The organism is Microcystis sp. T1-4 (genome assembly GCF_000297435.1).
Lineage (GTDB): Bacteria > Cyanobacteriota > Cyanobacteriia > Cyanobacteriales > Microcystaceae > Microcystis.
In genome coordinates this window covers 1-20,621 of record NZ_CAIP01000045.1, presented here as the reverse complement: position 1 = coordinate 20,621, position 20,621 = coordinate 1, and the positions used below count along the sequence as shown (strand labels likewise).

The 20,621-nt window shown below is 42.0% G+C and carries 17 protein-coding genes and 1 pseudogene; 10 read left to right on the top strand and 8 right to left on the bottom strand.

Features of this window, described 5'->3' with window-relative positions:
* The first annotated feature begins 18 nt into the window (after positions 1–18).
* Entirely contained in the window at positions 19–1,395 is a 1,377-nt protein-coding gene (locus MICAI_RS02610) for an aldehyde dehydrogenase (protein WP_008197385.1), read from the top strand.
* 11 nt (positions 1,396–1,406) lie between these two features.
* On the opposite strand, the gene MICAI_RS02605 is transcribed toward MICAI_RS02610, so the two are convergent.
* A complete protein-coding gene (locus MICAI_RS02605) occupies positions 1,407–2,816 on the bottom strand; it encodes an isochorismate synthase (RefSeq protein ID WP_008197383.1) in 1,410 nt (469 codons plus the stop codon).
* A gap of 235 nt (positions 2,817–3,051) precedes the next feature.
* Positions 3,052–3,456 carry an NIL domain-containing protein gene (locus MICAI_RS02600; protein WP_004163818.1) on the bottom strand — a complete coding sequence of 135 codons (405 nt, stop codon included), beginning with the start codon at positions 3,454–3,456 and terminating at the stop codon, positions 3,052–3,054.
* 41 nt (positions 3,457–3,497) lie between these two features.
* On the opposite strand from MICAI_RS02600, the gene MICAI_RS02595 reads away from it, so the two are divergent.
* The gene (locus tag MICAI_RS02595) at positions 3,498–4,049 is read left to right on the top strand and encodes a thioredoxin family protein (RefSeq protein WP_008197379.1); all 552 of its coding nucleotides are present in this window, start codon (positions 3,498–3,500) and stop codon (positions 4,047–4,049) included.
* 350 nt (positions 4,050–4,399) lie between these two features.
* Complete coding sequence (locus MICAI_RS02590; protein ID WP_008197377.1) at positions 4,400–4,753, top strand: hypothetical protein; 354 nt, start codon at positions 4,400–4,402, stop codon at positions 4,751–4,753.
* Between the two features lie 825 nt (positions 4,754–5,578).
* Here MICAI_RS02590 and ftsH read toward each other — a convergent pair.
* Positions 5,579–7,543 carry an ATP-dependent zinc metalloprotease FtsH gene (gene ftsH / locus MICAI_RS02585; RefSeq protein WP_008197373.1) on the bottom strand — a complete coding sequence of 655 codons (1,965 nt, stop codon included), beginning with the start codon at positions 7,541–7,543 and terminating at the stop codon, positions 5,579–5,581.
* Between the two features lie 181 nt (positions 7,544–7,724).
* Between ftsH and ccsB the strand changes: the two genes are divergently transcribed.
* The 7 genes and pseudogenes from ccsB to MICAI_RS02545 all read left to right on the top strand — a co-directional run bounded on the left by ccsB (position 7,725) and on the right by MICAI_RS02545 (position 15,046).
* Positions 7,725–8,711 carry a c-type cytochrome biogenesis protein CcsB gene (gene ccsB, locus MICAI_RS02580; protein WP_008197371.1) on the top strand — a complete coding sequence of 329 codons (987 nt, stop codon included), beginning with the start codon at positions 7,725–7,727 and terminating at the stop codon, positions 8,709–8,711.
* 246 nt (positions 8,712–8,957) lie between these two features.
* On the top strand, positions 8,958–9,851 hold the full coding sequence (locus MICAI_RS02575; RefSeq protein ID WP_008197369.1) for an aspartoacylase: 894 nt from the start codon (positions 8,958–8,960) through the stop codon (positions 9,849–9,851).
* Between the two features lie 270 nt (positions 9,852–10,121).
* Complete coding sequence (locus tag MICAI_RS02570; RefSeq protein ID WP_008197367.1) at positions 10,122–11,444, top strand: serine/threonine protein kinase; 1,323 nt, start codon at positions 10,122–10,124, stop codon at positions 11,442–11,444.
* A 264-nt stretch (positions 11,445–11,708) separates the two neighbouring features.
* Positions 11,709–12,953, top strand: coding sequence for an ATP-binding protein (locus MICAI_RS02565; RefSeq protein WP_008197366.1), 1,245 nt, complete (start codon positions 11,709–11,711; stop codon positions 12,951–12,953).
* 82 nt (positions 12,954–13,035) lie between these two features.
* Positions 13,036–13,347, top strand: a pseudogene (locus MICAI_RS26765) (transposase); the annotation flags it as partial.
* A gap of 262 nt (positions 13,348–13,609) precedes the next feature.
* Positions 13,610–14,572, top strand: coding sequence for a hormogonium polysaccharide biosynthesis glycosyltransferase HpsN (gene hpsN, locus MICAI_RS02555; RefSeq protein WP_198285274.1), 963 nt, complete (start codon positions 13,610–13,612; stop codon positions 14,570–14,572).
* A gap of 300 nt (positions 14,573–14,872) precedes the next feature.
* Positions 14,873–15,046 (top strand): Rpn family recombination-promoting nuclease/putative transposase, encoded by a 174-nt coding sequence (locus MICAI_RS02545; protein WP_232306109.1) that lies wholly within the window; start codon positions 14,873–14,875, stop codon positions 15,044–15,046.
* Between the two features lie 401 nt (positions 15,047–15,447).
* Here the strand turns inward: MICAI_RS02545 and gyrB are convergent, their stop codons facing one another.
* The 5 genes from gyrB to MICAI_RS26760 all read right to left on the bottom strand — a co-directional run.
* On the bottom strand, positions 15,448–17,370 hold the full coding sequence (gene gyrB / locus MICAI_RS02540; protein ID WP_008197359.1) for a DNA topoisomerase (ATP-hydrolyzing) subunit B: 1,923 nt from the start codon (positions 17,368–17,370) through the stop codon (positions 15,448–15,450).
* Between the two features lie 319 nt (positions 17,371–17,689).
* On the bottom strand, positions 17,690–18,400 hold the full coding sequence (locus MICAI_RS02535) for a response regulator transcription factor (RefSeq protein WP_002788745.1): 711 nt from the start codon (positions 18,398–18,400) through the stop codon (positions 17,690–17,692).
* Positions 18,401–18,654: 254 nt separating this feature from the next.
* Positions 18,655–19,911 carry an ABC transporter substrate-binding protein gene (locus MICAI_RS02530; RefSeq protein WP_232306108.1) on the bottom strand — a complete coding sequence of 419 codons (1,257 nt, stop codon included), beginning with the start codon at positions 19,909–19,911 and terminating at the stop codon, positions 18,655–18,657.
* Positions 19,912–20,075: 164 nt separating this feature from the next.
* A complete protein-coding gene (locus MICAI_RS02525) occupies positions 20,076–20,354 on the bottom strand; it encodes a PspA/IM30 family protein (RefSeq protein WP_008197355.1) in 279 nt (92 codons plus the stop codon).
* Positions 20,355–20,408: 54 nt separating this feature from the next.
* Positions 20,409–20,621 (bottom strand): hypothetical protein (locus MICAI_RS26760; protein WP_039899503.1); only part of this gene is annotated, 213 nt, incomplete at its 5' end.

Here is a 20,621-nt window from a genome sequence, read left to right as displayed (position 1 = left end):
AAGTTAGGAATTATTTCGATGCTGTCAAACTCAGAAAAATTAGCCAAATTGCGTCAGTATTTTGTTAGTGGTGCCACTCGTTCCTATCAATTCCGTCGTCAGCAGTTAGAGAAGTTAAAACAGGCAATCATTAAATATGAAGCGGAGATCTATGAAGCTTTATATAGCGATTTAAAGAAAAGTCCCGAAGATTGTTGGATTACTGAAAATGGTTTCCTTTTGGTGGAAATTAATACCGCTTTAAAAAATTTGCGCTCATGGATGCAACCCAAAACTGTTAAAACTAATCTCTTAAATTTTCCCTCCTCCAGTCAGATTATTCAGGAACCTTTAGGAGTGGTTTTAATTATTGGTGCTTGGAATTATCCCCTCCAATTGTTATTAGTGCCTTTAGTTGGTGCTATTGCTGCCGGTAACTGCGCGGTATTAAAACCGAGTGAATTTGCCTCAGCGACGGAAAAATTGGTAGTTAAAATAATTCAGGAAATATTCCCTGAAGAATATGTGTTAATTGTCTCGGGAGATGGTGCGGAAGTAATTCCGAATATCTTAGACAATTTTACCTTTGATCATATATTTTTTACTGGCAGTACCAGGGTAGGAAAAATTATTTATCAACTAGCGGCAGCAAAGTTAATTCCCGTTACTCTAGAATTAGGGGGAAAAAGTCCCTGTGTTATCGAAGCTGATGCTAATATTTCCGTGGCAACCCGTCGCATTGCCGTGACAAAATTCTCTAATTGTGGTCAAATGTGTATCGCAGCTGATTATGTTTTAGTACACCAATCGCAGCAGGAGAATTTGATCAGAGAATTAGCTAATACTATTGTTAATTTTTTCGGTAAAGATGCCAGATTAAGTCCTGATTATGGTAGGATAGTTAATGAGAAACAATTTGATCGCTTGATTGAATTTCTCCAAGATGGTGAGATTGTTTTTGGAGGCAAAACCGATCGAGAAAATTTATATATTCAACCAACTTTATTAATTAACGTTTCCCTCGATGCTCCTATTATGCAAGGGGAAATATTCGGACCAATTTTACCGATCATTGCCTTTAGCACTTTTGAGGAGGCTTTAGCAATTATTGCTAAAAACCCTAACCCTCTAGCTTTTTATCTGTTTACTACCAAGGCAAAAACCGAAAATAAATGGTTAGAATCAGTTCAGTTTGGGGGAGGTTGTATTAACAACAATAGTTTTCATTTTACTAATCCTAGTTTACCCTTTGGTGGTCGGGGAAATAGCGGTATTGGTAGCTATCATGGTCGTTTTTCCTTTGAGAATTTTAGTCACCAAAAAGCGATTATGAAAACACCTCTTTGGTTCAATCCCGCTTTAAAATATCCGCCTTTTAAGGGTAAATTAGGCTTATTTAAGTTATTGGTTCGGTGAAAAGCTATAGTTTAAGTTAAAGCTTTTAAGAGAGCTTGAAATTTAAGCTGAATTTCTGCTAGTTCTTTTTCTGGATCGGAACCGGCAACAATACCCGCACCGGCGTATAATCGCGCTTGATCACCTTTAATTAATGCCGAACGAATACCAACAATAAACTCACTATTATTGTGACAATCAATCCAACCCAAAGGAGCGGCATAAAGAGAGCGATCAAAGGTTTCATAATGACGAATTTGTGCTAAAGCGATCTCGGTGGGAACCCCCGCAACAGCAGGAGTGGGGTGTAGTTGGGCAACAATTTCGAGGGGATGGATGGAGGGTTTTAGTTTAGCATGGATAGGAGTCCAGAGATGTTGAATATTGGAGAGTTTTAACAATCTAGAGGGAGATTTTTGAGGATTTAAGCCAATTTGTCGCAGTTTTTGGTTAATAAAGTCACTAACAGCCCGATGTTCCCGTTGTTCTTTTTCACTAGCTAGGAGTTTATTGGCTAAAAGAGCATCTTCGAGCGCATTTTCTCCCCGGGGAGCGGATCCCGCTAAAGCATCGGTGATTAATTGCCCCTGATGGACGGTTAACAAGCGTTCGGGACTGGCGCCGATAAAATGATCTCCCCGTCCATTACCGAGGGAAAAAGTGTAGCAATCGGGATGACGCTGACGCAAATTATCAAGACAGTTTACCAGATGAAAGGGACGGGGAGAAATCACGTCAAGAGCGTGAGCGAGGACAATTTTACTAAAATTTTGAGCCTGTATCCATTCGAGTGCATCGGCAACAGCTGCTTGAAAATTATAGGTAGGATGAATATAATAACTACAGGGATCCTGGTGGGGATTTTGTCGGCAATTGCCGGAGTTATTTTGAACAATTTTGAGGTTATTAAGAGTTTCTTCGAGGGAGTTTTCTATTTCTTTTTCGCCAGTGATTAAGAGATTGGTCAGGAAAAAATATTCCGACTGTTTTTTGATAATTTGAAACTTAGGCAGGGTTAGGGTAGCTGAGGGAAAGGGGGTAGCTGTTGCCGAGTCGAAAAAAGTGAAACTGCAAAAGATACGGGGAGTAATCTCGCTATAGTTATCAATTTTAATAATTCTTTGTTGACAGTTTTCGATAAATTTTTGAGCTTTTAAAAAACGTTGTTTGCCGTGGAAAGTGGTAGTAAAGGCGATGCCGTAGCCGAGAAAAGCGGTTTCTCGTTCGGGATTTTCCCAATAATAATGGGTGGGATAGCTAGGGGCAATCCGAGAGAGAATTTCTAGGGGATCAAGGGGGGAAATTTTTTGACAAAAACTGATGATCGACGGATTTCCCTTTTCTGCGGCTAACAGTTGCGGGTTGAGGATAAAGTTATAGAGGCCGCGAAGATCAGCAATCGGACTATCAGGATAGGAAAGGCGAGGAACGGCAGAAGTCATGTCAAGTTTTTTGTATTTTTTGCAAAAAAACCATGATTAATGGTATGTAATCCCCACAGATGTGGCCAGAGTCAAGGAGCTCTTTTTAACTATGGTATCGGAGAAAGGGTCTTTAGGCAGAAAGGGAGCGAGATATTTATGACGATTAACCGCCTTGGCGACAAATCAAGGCTTAAAATCTCCAGCGATGGCTATTATTTAAATGGGCAAAAAAATTAATTTAATAACTGCTACTTTACAAGTTTGTGGAAATTGCCGCCACGGGACAAGTGGGGATACATTGTTCACAAACCACACAACGGGAACGCAAAAACTTAAGACGAAAACTTTCCGGATCAAGGGTTAAAGCTTCCGTGGGACAAACTCCCGTACATAAGCCACAATCGACGCATTTTTCTTCATCAATGACGATTTCGCGACTAACTTGGGAAACGCCAATATTTTGTAATTGTAACCATTCGATCGCCGCTTCTAACTCATCGATGTCTCCCGATAATTCTAATACTAATGTTCCCACTTGATTGGGGGCAACTTGAGCGCGGATAATATTAGCGGCGACGTTAAAATCCTTCGCCAGTCGATAGGTAACGGGCATATGGACGGCTTTTTTGGGAAAAGTGAGAGTAACGCGTTTTTTCATGAGGATAGGATAGGATAGGAATAATTTTTGAGAGACTATCCATGACAGCCACCACACCCACCAATAAAATCAGAAATCTGCTGCTGGCAGTGACGGCAGTTATCCTTAGTGTAGCGATTTTCTTCGGGTTTCAAACCACCGCTAGTTCTGTATCTTTGGAAGCGCAAGCGGAAAAAGCGACACCTTTCGATCTTGCCCTCAGCAATGGTAAACCCACCCTGACAGAATTTTATGCTAATTGGTGTAGCAGTTGTCAGTCCATGGCCCCTGAAATTGCCGAAATTAAAAAACAATACGGTAATGCCATTAATTTTGTTATGCTCAACGTTGATAATAATAAATGGTTGCCAGAAATTCTCCGTTATCGTGTGGATGGTATTCCCCATTTTGTCTTTTTAAATAACCAAGGACAACCGATTGCTCAAGCGATCGGAGAACAACCAAAATCAATTTTAACTGCTAATTTAGAGGCACTTTTAACTAATTCTACCCTACCCTATGCCACCACTACGGGACAGACTTCTGATTTTAATGTCCTTGCGGGTGCTAGTCAAACCGATCCCCGCAGTCACGGCAGTCAAGTTAAGCAGTAATCAGGCTCTTCTAGGTTCTGTGTGATAAGTTTAATTGACATAGGATCGATCGATCTTTGTGTCCTTTGTGTCTTTGTGGTTCGTTCCACCCCCTCGCTCTTGAGAAATGTATCTTAGAATACATTTTACCCACCAAAGCTGGGAGAGCCGTAATCAGTAATCAGTAATCAGTTATCAGTGGAAAGCTTAGGGCTGAAAGCTATCATTCAAAAGTTAACTATCAATATAGCGCTTTTCACGTTACTGAGGTATCGACAAGTTTTGCCAACAAAGGGTTTAAGTACCTTGCCCATGCCTCATTCTGATGAAAACTGCTATAAGTACATTTCATTGACTGAATTATTTTAACTATGGCGATTATTGTCCAACATTTGACCACAGGTAACGAATATATATTCCTAGGAGTTAGTGGGGGTGAAAGTAAGAATATTTTACCCACCAAAATGTTAGGAGATTTCTTTGCAATGGAGGATGCAGATAAATCTCGAACGCTGACGGTTTGTGACGATCAAGGCCGCATACTTTGGTTTCCCGTCACAGAAATGATTGTGGTGGAGGTAGATGGTCAAAAACCCGAAGAATTATTACCAGAAATTATCCCCCCCGAACCAATACCTTTACAATTAGATAAAGAGCATCAACCTCAGTCCCCGGAAAATCAAGGAAACATCGATGAATTTGCCGAAGATGACGATTGGATCTAAAATTAAATACCTAATTTTAGCGGGAATAATTGCCCTATTTACTATTGGCTTTAATTCCCTCTATTCGGTTTCTCAAAACTCGATCGCTACTTCTTAGAAAAAGATGATAATATCTGGTTTATTCAATCAGAAAAAACTTGGTTAGCCCTGAGATTAATTAATCTTTCTTCTCCTGAAATGATCGAGATTCCCAATTCCCCTTATCCCAAGCTTTACCCACAGGTAACAATTATGCGGGTTTTGCCCTGGAAGTGGGGGAAGCGGCAACCCAGGGCAGTTATGAGAATTTTGATAGCATATTTAAGCAAAAAAGTCAAGTAAATTTCACTCAAATTAACCAAGGCACCCTCTTATTTAAAGGCAGTCAAGGACAGAGTTGACAATTTACCTATAATCAAATCAATCTACTGCCGATGTTAGCTCGTAACGGTCAAAGGCACGATTGGTCAAAAAATTTCGCCCTTTATAACAGTTTAAGTCGAGATGACTCTCCCGTTTCTTTGGGTTGAAAAAAGGGCAAATTAACCGTCAAAGCAGGGAAATATAAATTTTCTAATGCGTTGATCCTATCCTCTCCTTAAGTTAGATATTCTCGATTATTTATTCAGCAAACCCTAGTTATGAGGAGAGGCAAAAGGCAAAAGGCAAAAGGCAAAAGGCAAAAGGCAAAAGGCAAAAGGCAAAAGGCAAAAGGCAAAAGGCAAAAGGCAAAAGGCAGCTTTGTTCTCCCCACTTCCCCACTTCCCCACTTCCCCACTTCCCCACACCCCACACCCCACTTCCCCACGAAAAACTTTTTCAGCAGACCCTATTTATGGGGATTGATCAGACCATTTGCGCTTGATTTAATACCTCTTGCAATTCTTCTCCTTCGATTACTTCCGTGGTCAAAAGATTAGCAGTAATGGACTCTAATAAATTGCGGTTGTGACTGAGAATTGCTAGGGCTTTTTGGTAACTAGCGTCGATAATTTGTTTAACTTCTTCATCGATCACTTTGGCCGTATTTTCCCCGATCGAACGGCGGGGACTACCCTGATTATTACCTAAAAAATTAGCCTGTCCTGTTTTATCGTAGGCTAGGGGTCCTAGGGATTTACTCATACCATAAATTGTCACCATTCTTTCCGCAATATCCGTCGCCCTTTGTAAATCATCGGAAGCGCCATTAGTGACACTGCCAAAGATTAATTCTTCAGCAGCCCGACCGCCCAATAACATAGTAATTTGTTCTTTAAATTCGGTTTCTGTCATCAAAAAACGGTCTTCCGTGGGAATTTTCAGGGTATAACCCAAAGCGGATAAACCCCGGGGAACGATGGAAATTTTCTCCACCCGACCACCTCCCGGCATGACAGCGCCGACTAAAGCATGGCCAACTTCGTGATAAGCGACGATTTTCTTTTCTTTTTCCGATAAAACGCGACTTTTCTTTTCTAAGCCAGCGATAACTCTTTCGATCGCTTCTTTAAAATCAATTTGACTGACTTTTTCCCGATTATTACGGGCAGCCAAGAGAGCAGCCTCATTGACGAGGTTGGCTAAATCGGCCCCGGCAAAACCGGGGGTTTGGGTGGCGATCGCTTTGAGGTTAACATCTTCACCCATCTGGACTCGTTGGGCGTATATTTGCAAAATTGCCAATCGTCCCGCTAAATCGGGACGATCCACCAGAACTTGGCGATCAAAGCGCCCCGGACGCAATAAAGCGGCATCAAGAGTCTCTGGGCGATTGGTGGCGGATAAAACGATGACTACGGCTTCTTTGGGACTAAAACCGTCCATTTCTGTCAAAAGTTGGTTTAAAGTCTGCTCGCGCTCATCATTACTGCCGCTAGTTCCCGATCCCGAACTTCTCGATTTACCGATCGCGTCCAATTCATCAATAAAAATGATGCTAGGGGCATTTTTCTTCGCTTGGGCAAATAGATCCCGCACCCGGGCTGCCCCGGTCCCGACAAATAACTCCACGAATTCCGAGGCCGAAATGCTAAAAAAAGTCACTCCCGCTTCTCCCGCGACCGCTTTTGCTAAGAGAGTTTTCCCCGTCCCAGGCGGTCCGACTAAGAGAACACCCTTAGGAATACGCGCCCCAATTTTATTAAAGCGCTCGGCATCCTTGAGAAATTCGACAATTTCCTTTAACTCGGTTTTTGCTTCCTCGGCCCCGGCCACATCAGTGAAGGTAATCGGATATTTTTCGTTGTCTCCGTAAACTTTAGCGAGATTTTTGTTAAAAAGCAGCGATTTACGCGTGTCATCGTTGCGATACAACAGAAACTGCATGGCGGCGACTAAAATTAAGGGAGGAACCACCCAAGCGAGGAGAGTGCTGATCCAACTGTTTTCGGCCACGGGAATCGCCTCGAAGATTACGCCTTTTTGCTGTAATAGTTGGGGTAATTGGGGGTTATAGACTGGAATCGTGGCAAAAACTCGTGCGGGGACTAGATTACTGCTTGGTTTGTTGTCCAGAGAACCAGAATCACCGTAAAGGGGGTTACTTGATTCCGGGGGATTAACGGGGGGATTACCCGGAATAGGCAGGGATTCTAAAGGATTTTTTAATTGATAATAGATGACTTGATTGCCAATTCTGACCCTACTGATGTCGCCCCGTTCCACTCTACTGATAAATTCGCTGTAGGGTTCGAGGGGAATATTGGACAATTCTGAGGGACGAGGGATAAGAAAATAGCCTAAAGCGGCAACACCGGAACAAATAAGCAGAATTTTGCCTAACCGCGGCAACCGCGACCAGGAAAATTTATTATCTTCTTGATTAGCCATAATTTTTAGGGTAGGTCACAGTGAAAATACAAAGTTGATACCAATAATTACCTAATTTTTAGGGTAGGTGAGAGTGAAAATACAAAGTTCATACTAACAATTCCCTGTCTTGATCGCCTTACCGATGGGATAGGATAGAGGATGGAATACTTGGTAGCGAGCGACAAACGAGAGAAATCCCATGAATTTAGTTAGCTTAGAGAACTTTCTCGATAACACTTCTTTTTTAGTCCTGTTTTTAACCATGCTGGTTTATTGGGCCGGGGCAGCCTTTCCCAGCATACCTTTGTTGCAGGGCCTGGGCAGCACGGGAGTGGCCATCGCTAACCTCTGCATCGCCGCTTTATTGGGGGCGCGCTGGTTAGAAGCGGGTTATTTCCCCATCAGCAATCTTTACGAATCTTTATTCTTTCTCGCTTGGGGTGTAACTGCGGTTCATTTAATTGCTGAGTACACTAGCCGCAGTCGCCTGGTGGGGGTGGTGACGACTCCTGTAGCCATGGGGATTACTGCTTTTGCCACTTTGTCCTTACCCGGGGAAATGCAAACTTCGGCGCCCTTGGTTCCAGCTTTAAAATCGAATTGGCTGATGATGCACGTTAGCGTCATGATGTTAAGTTATGCTGCTTTGATGGTGGGTTCCCTGATGGCGATCGCTTTTTTGATCGTCACTAGAGGTCAAAATATCGAGTTAAAAGGCAGTTCCGTGGGTACGGGGGCCTATCGTCTGCAAAATAAGTTATCTACCACTCTTTCTGCGCCAATTTTCCTGGAAACGGCTAACGGTGGCCCAACCGCCCTTTTAACTCCCACCTTAACAGCGATGACGACCCTTTCGCCCCAACGTCTTAGCTTGGCGGAAACCCTCGATAATATCAGTTATCGGGTCATCGGTCTCGGTTTTCCCCTTCTCACTATCGGTATCATCGCCGGGGCGGTTTGGGCGAATGAAGCTTGGGGTTCCTATTGGAGTTGGGATCCGAAAGAAACTTGGGCGCTAATCACTTGGTTAGTGTTTGCCGCTTATCTCCATGCCCGCATTACCCGGGGATGGCAGGGAAGAAAACCGGCTATTCTAGCAGCCAGCGGTTTTGTTGTGGTTTGGGTATGTTATTTAGGGGTGAATCTTTTAGGTAAAGGTCTTCATTCCTACGGCTGGTTTTTCTAAATCGGTTATAGGGGTGGGTTGGTAAACCTGCCCCTCCTGACTTGAAAGAGGGTGTAGGAATTATAAATTATGAATTATGAATTATGAATTATGAATTGGGGTGTGGGGTGTGGGGAGTTTTCTCAGTGAACTGATAACTGATAACTGATAACTGATAACTGATAACTGATAACTGTCTCTTAACCCCACCAACAAACTTTTTGCCGCAAACCATAAATAATTACCACTTCTCAAAACTTATAAAAAATGATCGAGCAGAAAACTACTATTAAAAATCTGGCTTTAATTGCCGGTGTGCATGGCAATGAACTAACTCCCGCTTATCTGGTTAAATACCTGCAAAACTCAGCTAATCTCCTGGCCCGCAGCAGTTTTCAATCCCACACTCTCATCGCTAACCCCTTGGCCCTAAAGCAACGGGTTAGATATGTCGATACGGATTTAAATCGTTGTTTTAACCGAGCAGATTTAGCCAATCCTAATTATCAGCAATACGAGCAACTAATAGCGAAAGATATCTATCAACAAATCCGAGAAAAATCCATTGATTTATTAATCGATATTCACAGCACCACATCTAACATGATGCTGGCGATTATTTATTCTAACCCCCATCCTTGGCTATTAAAACTCTTTACCTATCTAACTAAAATTAACCCTGATGTGCGCTTAATTTATCATCCCGTCAGCGAGGAAGAAAATCATTTTCTTAAAGGAATTTGTCCCCTAGCTTTTACCCTAGAAATCGGTCCGGTTAACCACGGTGTCATCTGTCCCTATCTTTTTCGTCAAACCGAAACACTCATCTATCAAATCCTAGACTATATCGAACAGGAAAATTATCTGGCTGCCCGTCTCGATACTTTCGGCGAATCCCTAACAGTTTACCAACGTTTAGGCTCGATCGATTATCCTAGGGATAAACAGGGTGAAATTAAAGCCATGTTACATCCTCAGATTCTCCAACGAGATTATCAGGCAATTCAACCCAATCAACCGATTTTTCTAACATTTGATGGTCAAGAAATTATCTATCGTGGGGAATCTACATTATATCCTATCTTTGTTGGAGAATCTTCCTATAAAGAAAAAGGAATCGCCCTTTGTTGGACAGCAAAAAAACAAATCGATGTTAATTAGGGTTTGCGGCAAAAAGTTTGTTGGTGGGGTTAGGAGTCAGTAGCCGGTCGTCAGGAGGCAGGGTGATAGGGGTTTAGGGTGTTAGGGTTTTAGGGTTTTAGGGTTTTAGTTGAAATTCCCCCACTTCCCACTTCCCACTTCCCACTTCCCACTTCCCACACCCCACACCCCAATTCATAATTCATAATTTATAATTCCTATACCCCACTTCCCACACCCTGTCCCCACGAAAAACTTTTTCAGCAGACCCTAAATAAGGGAAAAGCCACTATGACCTTTACTTCTGATTCTCTTTTAGCTGAACGTTACCAACTGCAACAACGTCTAGGCAATACCGCTATCGGTCGTCAAACTTGGTTAGCTACCGATATATTATCCCAAGAATCGGTAATTATTAAACTCCTCGCTTTTAGTCCCCAGATGGAGTGGGAAGAATTAAAATTATTTGAAAGAGAGGCAGCCGTCTTAGCTTCTCTCCATCATCCCCGTATTCCCCGCTATCGCGATTATTTTTCCCTCGATAAAAATCAAGGTGACGGGATTCCTTGGTTTGTACTCGTACAAGATTATATACCGGGAGAATCCCTAAGCGATCGCTTAGAAAGGGGGCAACGTTTCACCCCTACGGTAATTCGGACTATTGCCCAAGAAGTTCTCGAAATTCTCATCTATTTGCATGAATTATCGCCCCCAGTATTACATCGAGATATTAAACCTAGTAATTTAATTATTAACTCGGAAAATAACGTTTATTTAGTAGATTTTGGCGCAGTCCAGTCCAGGGGTGCAGTGACAGGAGTTACTTTTACCGTGGTGGGGACGAGTGGTTATGCACCCCTAGAACAATTTTGGGGCCGAGCAGTTCCGGGTTCTGATTTATATGCCTTGGGTATGACTTTAATTCATTTATTGACGGGAATTGTGCCGATAGAACTGCCCCACCGCGAGTCTAAAATTCAATTTCGTCAACTGGTGACAATCGATGATGATTTAATCGATTGGTTAGAAACTATGACCGATATGGCAGTAGAAAAGCGGTTTAAAAGTGCCAGAGAATCTCTGAAATTTCTCCAACATCCCTACCATCGCCAAGCCTCAAGTTTAATCGATCCTAAGAAATTACCAAAACCTCCCCACAGTTCCATCCGTATCGCTAAACACCGGGATAATTTCGAGATTAATTTACCCCCCAAAATTAAGCTACCTTCTGATGGGCCTACTCTCTGGTCTTTGGCGATTGTCCTTACTGTCAGTATCTTTATCTCCCCGATTCTTACCTTTATTATAGCTCTAATTGGTTTTATTTGTTTGCGGGAGATGCAATTAATTTTTACCCCTCAAGAAGTTTTAATTAAATATAAACTCTTCAATTTTATCTATAAAAAATTTGCTTTCAAAACTCAAGATTTATGGGGTATTTTTCTCCATAGCAACGGCACAGAAGGTAACTATCAGATTCGTCTGCGGACGGCTAAAAATTACTATCTTATCGGTCAGAATCTCCGGGAGGATGAATGTCTCTGGTTAGGACAGGAAATCCAAGATTGGTTAAATTTTATTAAATATAACGTTTCTCATCAAGAGGAAGTGTAGCCTGACAGGGTATCTTCTCCCGACTCCCCAAAACGAAAACCTTGTACCTCATCATCAAGATAACTGAGAATCAATTGAAGAAATCCTAGGAATTAGTCGGTGGGCATTTTTCCTTTTTTAACCTTAATCTTGCAGAGATTACCCTATCTTGATAGAATAATAACTGATTTACATTTCCTCAGCTAGAAGACGGCAATTATTAAATCGGATTAGGAATGGCAAAAAGGCGGCTGTGAAATGTTAGTTATTAGTGGGGAATAAAAAATGATCTCTGAAATTTACCAAAAAGTCAGTTTGTTAGTTTTGTATCAAGGAGTTTTTGATAATGCTATTGGCAAGGCATTTATTACCCTATTATCTACGGATAATGTTGCCGATTTTCTCAAAGCCTATGGTCAATGGTTTCAAGCTTTAGCATCTAAAAATATCAGTTGGAATGATTTTCTAGTCGAACAAATTTTATTAGATGATAATCCCTTTAGTCAACAGGTACAGAAAAAAAGTGTTTGGGAGTTACCCGAATCTTTAATTAATGGCGTGAAACAGGATTTATCTATCCTGCAATCTCTCTATAATTCTAGCATTTATACCTTAAGTAATTCGACAGTTTTTGAACAAATTAAATTTCTCAGTTTCCCCGCTTGGGAAGTGGATAATAAATTAGAAAGTTTTCTACATTCCGGTTTAGATTGGACGGAATTAGTCGAAGATTTAGCCGATTATTATCGCCAATGTGGTACAGGAATTTTTGCCCGTTATCAAGCTTTAAGGTGGCAAGAAGACCGATTACAGGGAATTACTCATCCCGATCCTGTGCAGATTCAAGAAATAGTCGGTTATGAAATGCCCAAGGAAACCTTGATTAAAAACACCGAGTTTTTATTAGCAGGTTATCCCGCTTTAAATGTCCTACTCTATGGCAGCCGTGGTTCAGGAAAATCCTCTCTAGTCAAGGGATTATTGCAAAAATACCATAGTCAAGGATTGCGCTTAATTGAAGTGGCCAAATCCCAATTAAAAGACCTACCATTAATTATGGAAATTCTGCGAGATTTACCGCAAAAATTTATTATCTTTGTCGATGATTTATCCTTTGAAGAAGACGATGAAGCTTTTAAAGCTTTAAAGGTTATTTTAGAGGGAAGTGTCACCGCTAGACCGAAAAATGTCGTAGTTTATGCCACTTCTAACCGCCGACATTTAGTCAGAGAATTTTTTGCCGATCGACCCCAACCAAAAGATGGGGATGAAGTGCATAATTGGGACACAGTACAAGAAAAATTATCCTTTAGTGATCGCTTTGGTTTAACCCTAACTTTTGAACCAGCTAATCAAGAAAAATATTTGGAAATAGTTCGTCATTTGGCCGCTTTAGCTAAATTAGAAATTAGCCTAGAAGACTTGGAATTTCGTGCCAAACAATGGGCAACCCAACATAATGGGCGATCGGGAAGAACTGCCAGACAATTTATTGATTTTCTCCAAGGGGAATTAGAATTAAATAGTTAGCATTAATTGTGTTATGATTGAATAAAAGAGGCTCTAATCTAGAAAAATGTTGACTTCATCTCTTCCTAAAACCCTCAGCTTAGAAGCATATCGTGATTTAGAAACCATTGCCGAGGTTAAACACGAATATCACGCTGGTAAAATTATCGAGATGACGGGGGGAAGCATCAATCATAATAGTATTCTCATATTAACCAAAAGTTGTCAAACAATCCGAAACTGGTTTGGAGAAATCATTAGCTATTTCGAGGGAAGGACAAAGAATGGAGTGGTCGAGGGAATCAACAATAAACTTAAACTAATAAAAGGGAGCGGCTATGGGTTGAGAAACTTTCAGGATTTTTTGGTTATACCAAATCCGTTTTTAATAGTGCGATTAACTCTCAAGTTATGAATTGTTTCTCCCCACACCCCACACCCGTTCGGACCTCGGACGTTCGGTGAGATCAGTCGAGCGGACGGTGAGCCTGTCGAACCGCGGCGTGAGCTTTTGTCGAACGCTGAGCTCACGGCGGAAGCCCACACCCCACTATTCTATACTTTTTAAACAGGATTTAGTATTAGAAGTATGTTGTCTTGGCATTTTGTATGTTAATTTAGCATAAAGAGTAACAAAGAGCGAAAATTACCTGCTTTATCCTTAGATTATGAAAAACATCAATTTTCCTTTGATTTCTGTGATTATTCCGACATACGGTCGCGAGAAAACTCTGCAAGATACTTTGGCAGACGTAATCAAGCAGGACTACCCTAGTTTTGAAGTTTTGGTTATCGACCAAACTCCCCTACATACTCCTGAAACCCAAGCCTATCTAGAAGAATTAAAAACCCAAGCTAAATTTCGCTGGTTTCGGGTTAATTGGGCTAGTCTGCCAAGAGCGCGCAATTACGGAGTGCGTCGGGCTACAGGTGAGATCATTTTATTCATCGATGATGACGTGCGGCTAACCGAGGAGTTTTTAAAGGCTCATGCTCGTAATTACTTAGAACGACCTGATGTCGGGGCGGTAGCGGGTCGGGTTCTCAACCCAAAAAGCCTAGAAGAAGGAGATAAAATATTGACCATTGAATACCTTCCCACTGAAGCCATGGATCCGGGAATTGCTTGGTACTACATTGATTTAACTCATACGGTAAAGCCTCAGCAAGTCATAACATCAAGGGGTTGCAATATGTCTTTTCGTAGCGAGATCTTTAACAAGTACCTACTATGGTTTGATGAGCGGTTTCGAGGGAGTGCCGTGCGAGAAGAATCCGATCTTTGTCTGCGTATTCGGCAGACAGGCTATAAGATTTGGTATGACCCAGAGGCAGTGTTGGTTCATTTGGAAGAACCGACAGGAGGCTGTCATGACATTAGCACACGAACTCTAGAATATCAAATTACACACTATCATAACCACTTTTGGATGGCCTTTAAAAATCTGACCTTTTCCGAATCTCTAAGACTTTTTATGCGTTTATTTGACTGTCATGTTTTAGGAAATCCTCCTTGTCATAAAAGCGGTTCTCTTCCCAAGATTTTTGTCAGAGGAGTATTATATATGCTGGGATTTTTCAGTGCTTTAGTGACCCTCGTTCAATCTATCTGGAGCGATGGTCAAATCTACAATGAATAAACTTTTAAGAAACACATTCACCAGTAGTTAATCCCTAATAGTCTTTTAGTTTGTTTCGGATATTTTTGAAGGTATTTCCAAGGGTAGTTTCTCCGTTTTTTTGAGTTACTATTTGTTTTATTATATCCTATTATTGTGATTTTATTGAATGGTAATGATTGGTTATTATTGCCGTGCCAGGCATTGTTGTCAACTTCAGGGAATAGCTCCCCAAATTTGTTGATGGGGAGCATCCTTTTCCCTATGTGGTTTCCTTTCAGCTATAAACTGAGAAAAACCATCGCCACTGAAATTTTTTCGATGATATTAATGCAAGATTCCCTGGCTCTTGCCACCATAAAATTAATTATTGCCAAAGAAAATCAAGCGATGGCAACAGCCAAACAACTCATTCAACGAGTGAGAACTGACTTTACCCAACCGCGAAACCTCCTACAATTAATAGAAACGATCCTTATTTATAGCGTTTCCTAAGCTAGTGAGGTACACCTATTTTTCTTCTCTTTTGCCTAAAACCCATAACTTTTGTGCCTCAGCAAACTGAAAAACGCTATATATAAATTACTAAGTCTGAGTCGAACGAGAAGAAGGTAAACTGGAAGATAAACTGGAATCTCTGGGAGATGTGGCACGTTTATTGGCTTTAGGTTTAACTGTAGGACAAATGACTCAAGCCTTGCACTTAAGTGGCGATCAATACAAGAAAACCATTAATATAATCTAGCAGTAAGCTATTAGCTTGATCTGGTTCTTGCCGAGAAACCCTATTTTGTTTAGATTAGCTAAAACTAACCGGTTATTGGCAAGACTTACTGCTAGAAAATTAGGGAGCTAATCGGGGTATTAGCCTGAGTAACACAACCCAAAGTTACGGTTTAAATGTCCAAATCCGTAAGATTTAAACGCGATCCGTGGGTTTCGATAAATTCTCGCCGGGGGGCAACTCGATCGCCCATAAGAATGGTAAATAATTCCTCAGCTTTGGCTGCATCTTCGATTTCCACCCGTTTTAAAGTGCGCGTTTCAGGATTCATGGTAGTATCCCAAAGTTGTTGGGGCATCATTTCTCCTAACCCTTTAAAACGTTGGATTGTGTAGTTAGCATTAGAGGGAAATTCCGCTATCTTTTGCTGTAATTCTCGATCGCTATAGCAGTAGGAATGATTTTTACCGCGTTCCAATTTATAGAGAGGAGGACAGGCGATATATACATAACCTTGATCAATTAAATTCTTCTGATAACGATAGAAGAAAGTTAACAACAAAGTTCGGATGTGCGCGCCATCCACATCAGCGTCAGTCATTAAAACAATGCGATGATAGCGCAATTGTGAGGGATCGAAATCTTCTCCTTTAATTCCTAAACCGAGGGCTGTAATTAAGGATTGAATTTCCGTATTTTTGTAGATTTTGGCATCATCGGTTTTTTCGATATTGAGGATTTTTCCCCGCAGAGGTAGAATCGCTTGAAAACGACGATCGCGCCCCTGTTTGGCACTTCCGCCAGCGCTGTCCCCTTCGACGATGTAAATTTCTGACTTTTCTGGGTCTCTTTCGCTACAATCAGCCAATTTACCCGGTAAAGGTGAGGATTCCAAGACCGATTTCCGTCGTACTAAGTCCCGGGCCCGTCGGGCTGCTTCCGCCGCTTTGTACGCTTGTACTGCTTTTTCGATAATCGTGTCGGCCACTTGGGGATTTTGTTCTAGGTATTCGTTGAGAGTTTCCCCCACCAGGGAATCGACGATACCCCGGACTTCAGTGTTACCTAATTTGGTCTTGGTTTGTCCCTCAAATTCCGGTTCGGGGACTTTTACGGAAATAACGGCGGTTAAACCCTCACGGACGTTTTCCCCCGCTAGATTAGGCTCGTTTTCTTTAATTTTATTGCGTTTACGAGCAACATTATTTAAAGTACGAGTTAGGACTGCCTTTAATCCTTCTAGATGGGTTCCCCCGTCAATGGTGCGGATATTATTAGCAAAACCGAGAATATTGTCGCTATAGGCATCTATACACCACTGAAACGCCACTTCGATATTAATTCCGTTCTTTTCCCCCGATACATAGATAATATCTTTGTGCAGGGTTTCTTTTTCCCGACACATATAGGCGACGTATTCTTTAATACCCCCCTCATAACAATAGGTTTCGATGTGGGGTTCTTCGGGACGGTAATCGCTAAAGGTGATTTTAACACCGGCATTTAAGTAGGCTAGTTCTCGTAAACGTCCGGAGAGGGTACTGTAATCAAATTCGATGCCTTGGCTAAAAATTTCGGTATCCGGCAGGAAATTAACCCTAGTTCCCGTTTTTTCCTCTTGACTGGGACTGCTGACCAATTCTGTGACGGGGATACCTCTTTCGTAGCGTTGGGTATGTACTTTATGATCGCGCCAGACGGTGACATCGACCCATGCAGAAAGAGCATTAACGACGGAAATCCCGACTCCGTGTAACCCTCCCGACACTTTATAACCACCACTGCCAAATTTACCGCCGGCATGAAGTATAGTGAGAACGGTTTCGAGGGCAGATTTACCCGTGGTGGGGTGAACATCGGTGGGAATACCCCGGCCATCGTCAGTGACGCTGACGGAACCATCGGCCTTGATATCCACTTCGATATGAGTACAGTAACCCGCTAGGGCCTCATCGATCGAGTTGTCCACCACTTCATAGACTAAATGATGTAGTCCCCGCGGCCCGGTCGTACCGATATACATCCCCGGCCGCTTCCTGACTGGTTCTAACCCTTCGAGAACTTGTATCTGTTCCGCGCCGTAGTTACTTGTCATAAAATTTCCCTGAAAAGGCTGTGATCCCTGATTGAACCTAAATGAATGGCAAAATCTTCAAAAATTGTAGCACATAAGGGTTAAAGACTGCTTAAATGCCTTTAGGGAGAATTTTTTATTGGGGTTGGGGTGTTGGTCAGTAAACAGTGAGCAGTAAACAGTAAACAGTGAGCAGTAAACAGTGAGCAGTAAACAGTGAGCAGTAAACAGTAAAAAGGCAGCTGCGAGCTTGTCCCTTAATACTATTCACTGAAAACTCACACCTGAAAACTCGCACCTGATAACTGATAACTGATAACTGATAACTGATCAATAGTCTTTAAATAATGTCATCCTCAAATTTATAACCGACACCGACCACAGTTTTGATAAAGATAGGATTAGCAGGATCGGGTTCTACTTTTTTGCGTAAGCGTCGGATATGGGTATCTACTACCCTTTCATCGCCAAAAAAATCATTTCCCCAGAGATTATCGATTAATTGGGTGCGACTCCAGACGCGATTGGGATAACTGACAAAGGTAGCGAGTAGATTAAATTCTAAGGTGGTTAAATCGAGGGTTTCCTCTGGCATTCCCTCCAATTTACGAACAGCAGAATGTTGATCTAAGTCGATAATAAAATGACGGCTGCGATGGAGTTGTTGGGGTTGACTATCGTGTCTTAAACTACGTCTTAATAATGCCCTTACCCGCGCGGTTAATTCCCGGGGACTAAAGGGTTTGACCATATAATCGTCGGCTCCCGTAGATAGACCGATAATGCGATCAATTTCTTCTCCCCTAGCGGTTAACATTAAGATATAGGGGTCTTTTGTCCCCGGTTTTTGGCGGATTCTAGCACACAATTCTAGTCCGTCTAATTCCGGTAACATTAAATCTAAAATCACTAATTCTGGTTGCTTTTGATAAAATAGTTCTAGTCCTACCCTACCATTATAAGCCAGATGACAAGTAAAGGACTCCCGCTCTAAAGTTTGCTGAATCAAATGGGCGATTTCAATTTCATCTTCGATAATAACGATATCCATAAGTAAGTAGTTATAATTTAATTGAAGATAGATTTTGCCTTTGATCCCCCCAGCCCCCCTTAATAAGGGTGGTGCAGATGCCCCCTTAATAAGGGGGCATCTGACAATTTTTAAAACCTACCTACTTAGGCATATTTTAACATATTAGTCATTCATTTCTCGCTCAAGGTTGAACATTGAAATAATTGTAATTTTTGCTCATTTTTTGGGGGGAGAGTTGGCAACTCTCCCGACTTTGGTGGACTGGGGACTTTTCAAGGTAAAGGGACAAACTGCTCACCGGAGGGAGTTGATCGCACTTGAATTAAGACCGGCTGACCAATGCGATCGCCAGTATTAGGATCAAAGCTAATTTTTCCGGTGGCCTCTGTTCGATGAAAATTGCCAGAACGCAGCCTGAATTGTAGGCCATGACGCTGAGGATTTTCCCTTAAACCGGCAATAATCACCCGTGTAGCGTCAAAACTGGTGACTGTGCGCCAACTAACCGGACTGCGCCACTGTTCCTGCATAAGATTGGCAAAAGTCTGGTTAAGCGATGGGTGCCAGGGTACGGCAACGGTTAAACCTTGGACGTTTTTGCCGCCATCTTCGAGGATGCGAATATTGTAGAAGGTGGGACTACTAAACAGAGGTAAACGCTGACGATTGAAGCGAATAACCTCAAAAACGGGATCGAGACGATCAACATGAGCGACGACAAATAGGCCGTTAGCACCCCCAGAAATCGCCTGATTAAGGGCTTGATCGGCCTTAAAATTGGGGACACTTAGATCACAGACAATCGGCACAATTTGACCGCCTTTTTTCGCCACATTAGCCATCAACTCATCTTTAAAGGAAACATTATCAGGAGCTTGAGAATCGTAGCAAAAAGCAATTTTCTGGACTTTAGCAGTATTTACTATGTAATTTGCTAATTTTTCCGTAATGTTGCTCTTAGAAGCCACCAGACGAAAGATATAATTTCCCGCACTGGAGAGATTATTGGCCGGGGAGGTGGAAGAAATCATCAGCAAACCGCCTTTTTCGTAGATAGGAGCGGCACTGGCATCGGGGGCATTATGACCGATAACAGCGATAATATCGGGATTTTTGACTAATTCACTGGCTACCTCTTTCGATATCTGCGGCTGATTATCGTCATTAACCACGATAACCATCAGTTTTCTGCCGTTGATCCCTCCCTGTTGATTGATCTGGGTTTGTGCGCTGGCGACTCCTCGCAATATTTCCTGAGCGACGTTGGGATTAGTTGTTGCTGGCACAACAACGGCGATTTTAAAGGGATTTGAGCCAGTTTGCAGGTTGCTGAGATAAATTACGCTTTCGGGATCGTTGGGACGTTGAGCGAGGGATTTTTGCAGGAGTTGCTCTGCTTCTTGGTGATCACCTTGAGCAATGGCAGCGATCGCTGATTCTTTGGCGGTGTTAGAATTAGTTTTGATCAGGAGATGATTGCCGTAACTGATGCTGGGATTATTATCGGCTTTTGGGGCAAATATTGCCAATATTTGCGGAAAAAGAAACCAACCGATCAATCCCAGTAAAACCTAGGAAATTGGCGGTAAACCCGCTTTTTTGCTGGTCTTTGTCATCGCTTTACTCCTTAACTTTGCTGATTGAATTCAGCTAAACAGCGGTTAATTTCGTCATCAAGGCTTAAGAAATCGATTTATTGAGCTAATTTCTCGCTATGGTTCTCGCTTAATTCACTATAAGCGTTTTCTTTTCGATAACGGTCGTTAATCGCTCCATTGGCATCCTCAAAGCGATCGCGGGAGTTATTGAGGTTGAGACTACTATCAAATTCGTTTATTTTGCCTAAAGCCTCATTCATGGAACTAAGCGCTTTTAAGTTGCTCATTTCTAATTTATAATGCTCGATTTTTTCCTGCTCTTGGCGAAGTTTTTCCGGCTCTTCGTTACTTGTTATGGTTCGATAGGGGGACATAAATCGACTAAATCCTTATCTGGCAAAAGATTTAACTGATTAGCTCGCTCTAGATCAAAAACAATTGACAAAAATCGTCCAATGTCTTTCTCTATAAGGGTTCCATCTCTTATAACCCCCGTCCATTACATAACACAAACCGAAGAACCGTTTTTCCTTAGCAGCAATGACCACTTTTTCGGCATTATCGACACGATCTTTCATGGCGGGTAGAATTTTTTCTAGGGAGATAACCTTAACCATAGCTTGTCTTGCCGCTTCTTGAAG

Bases quoted from the DNA above. Each gene is read 5' to 3' on its own strand.
- MICAI_RS02610 (WP_008197385.1), top strand. From the start codon at position 19: ATGCTGTCAAACTCAGAAAAATTAGCCAAATTGCGTCAGTATTTTGTT.
- MICAI_RS02605 (WP_008197383.1), bottom strand. From the start codon at position 2,816: ATGACTTCTGCCGTTCCTCGCCTTTCCTATCCTGATAGTCCGATTGCT.
- MICAI_RS02600 (WP_004163818.1), bottom strand. From the start codon at position 3,456: ATGAAAAAACGCGTTACTCTCACTTTTCCCAAAAAAGCCGTCCATATG.
- MICAI_RS02595 (WP_008197379.1), top strand. From the start codon at position 3,498: ATGACAGCCACCACACCCACCAATAAAATCAGAAATCTGCTGCTGGCA.
- MICAI_RS02590 (WP_008197377.1), top strand. From the start codon at position 4,400: ATGGCGATTATTGTCCAACATTTGACCACAGGTAACGAATATATATTC.
- ftsH (WP_008197373.1), bottom strand. From the start codon at position 7,543: ATGGCTAATCAAGAAGATAATAAATTTTCCTGGTCGCGGTTGCCGCGG.
- ccsB (WP_008197371.1), top strand. From the start codon at position 7,725: ATGAATTTAGTTAGCTTAGAGAACTTTCTCGATAACACTTCTTTTTTA.
- MICAI_RS02575 (WP_008197369.1), top strand. From the start codon at position 8,958: ATGATCGAGCAGAAAACTACTATTAAAAATCTGGCTTTAATTGCCGGT.
- MICAI_RS02570 (WP_008197367.1), top strand. From the start codon at position 10,122: ATGACCTTTACTTCTGATTCTCTTTTAGCTGAACGTTACCAACTGCAA.
- MICAI_RS02565 (WP_008197366.1), top strand. From the start codon at position 11,709: ATGATCTCTGAAATTTACCAAAAAGTCAGTTTGTTAGTTTTGTATCAA.
- MICAI_RS02545 (WP_232306109.1), top strand. From the start codon at position 14,873: ATGATATTAATGCAAGATTCCCTGGCTCTTGCCACCATAAAATTAATT.
- gyrB (WP_008197359.1), bottom strand. From the start codon at position 17,370: ATGACAAGTAACTACGGCGCGGAACAGATACAAGTTCTCGAAGGGTTA.
- MICAI_RS02535 (WP_002788745.1), bottom strand. From the start codon at position 18,400: ATGGATATCGTTATTATCGAAGATGAAATTGAAATCGCCCATTTGATT.
- MICAI_RS02525 (WP_008197355.1), bottom strand. From the start codon at position 20,354: ATGTCCCCCTATCGAACCATAACAAGTAACGAAGAGCCGGAAAAACTT.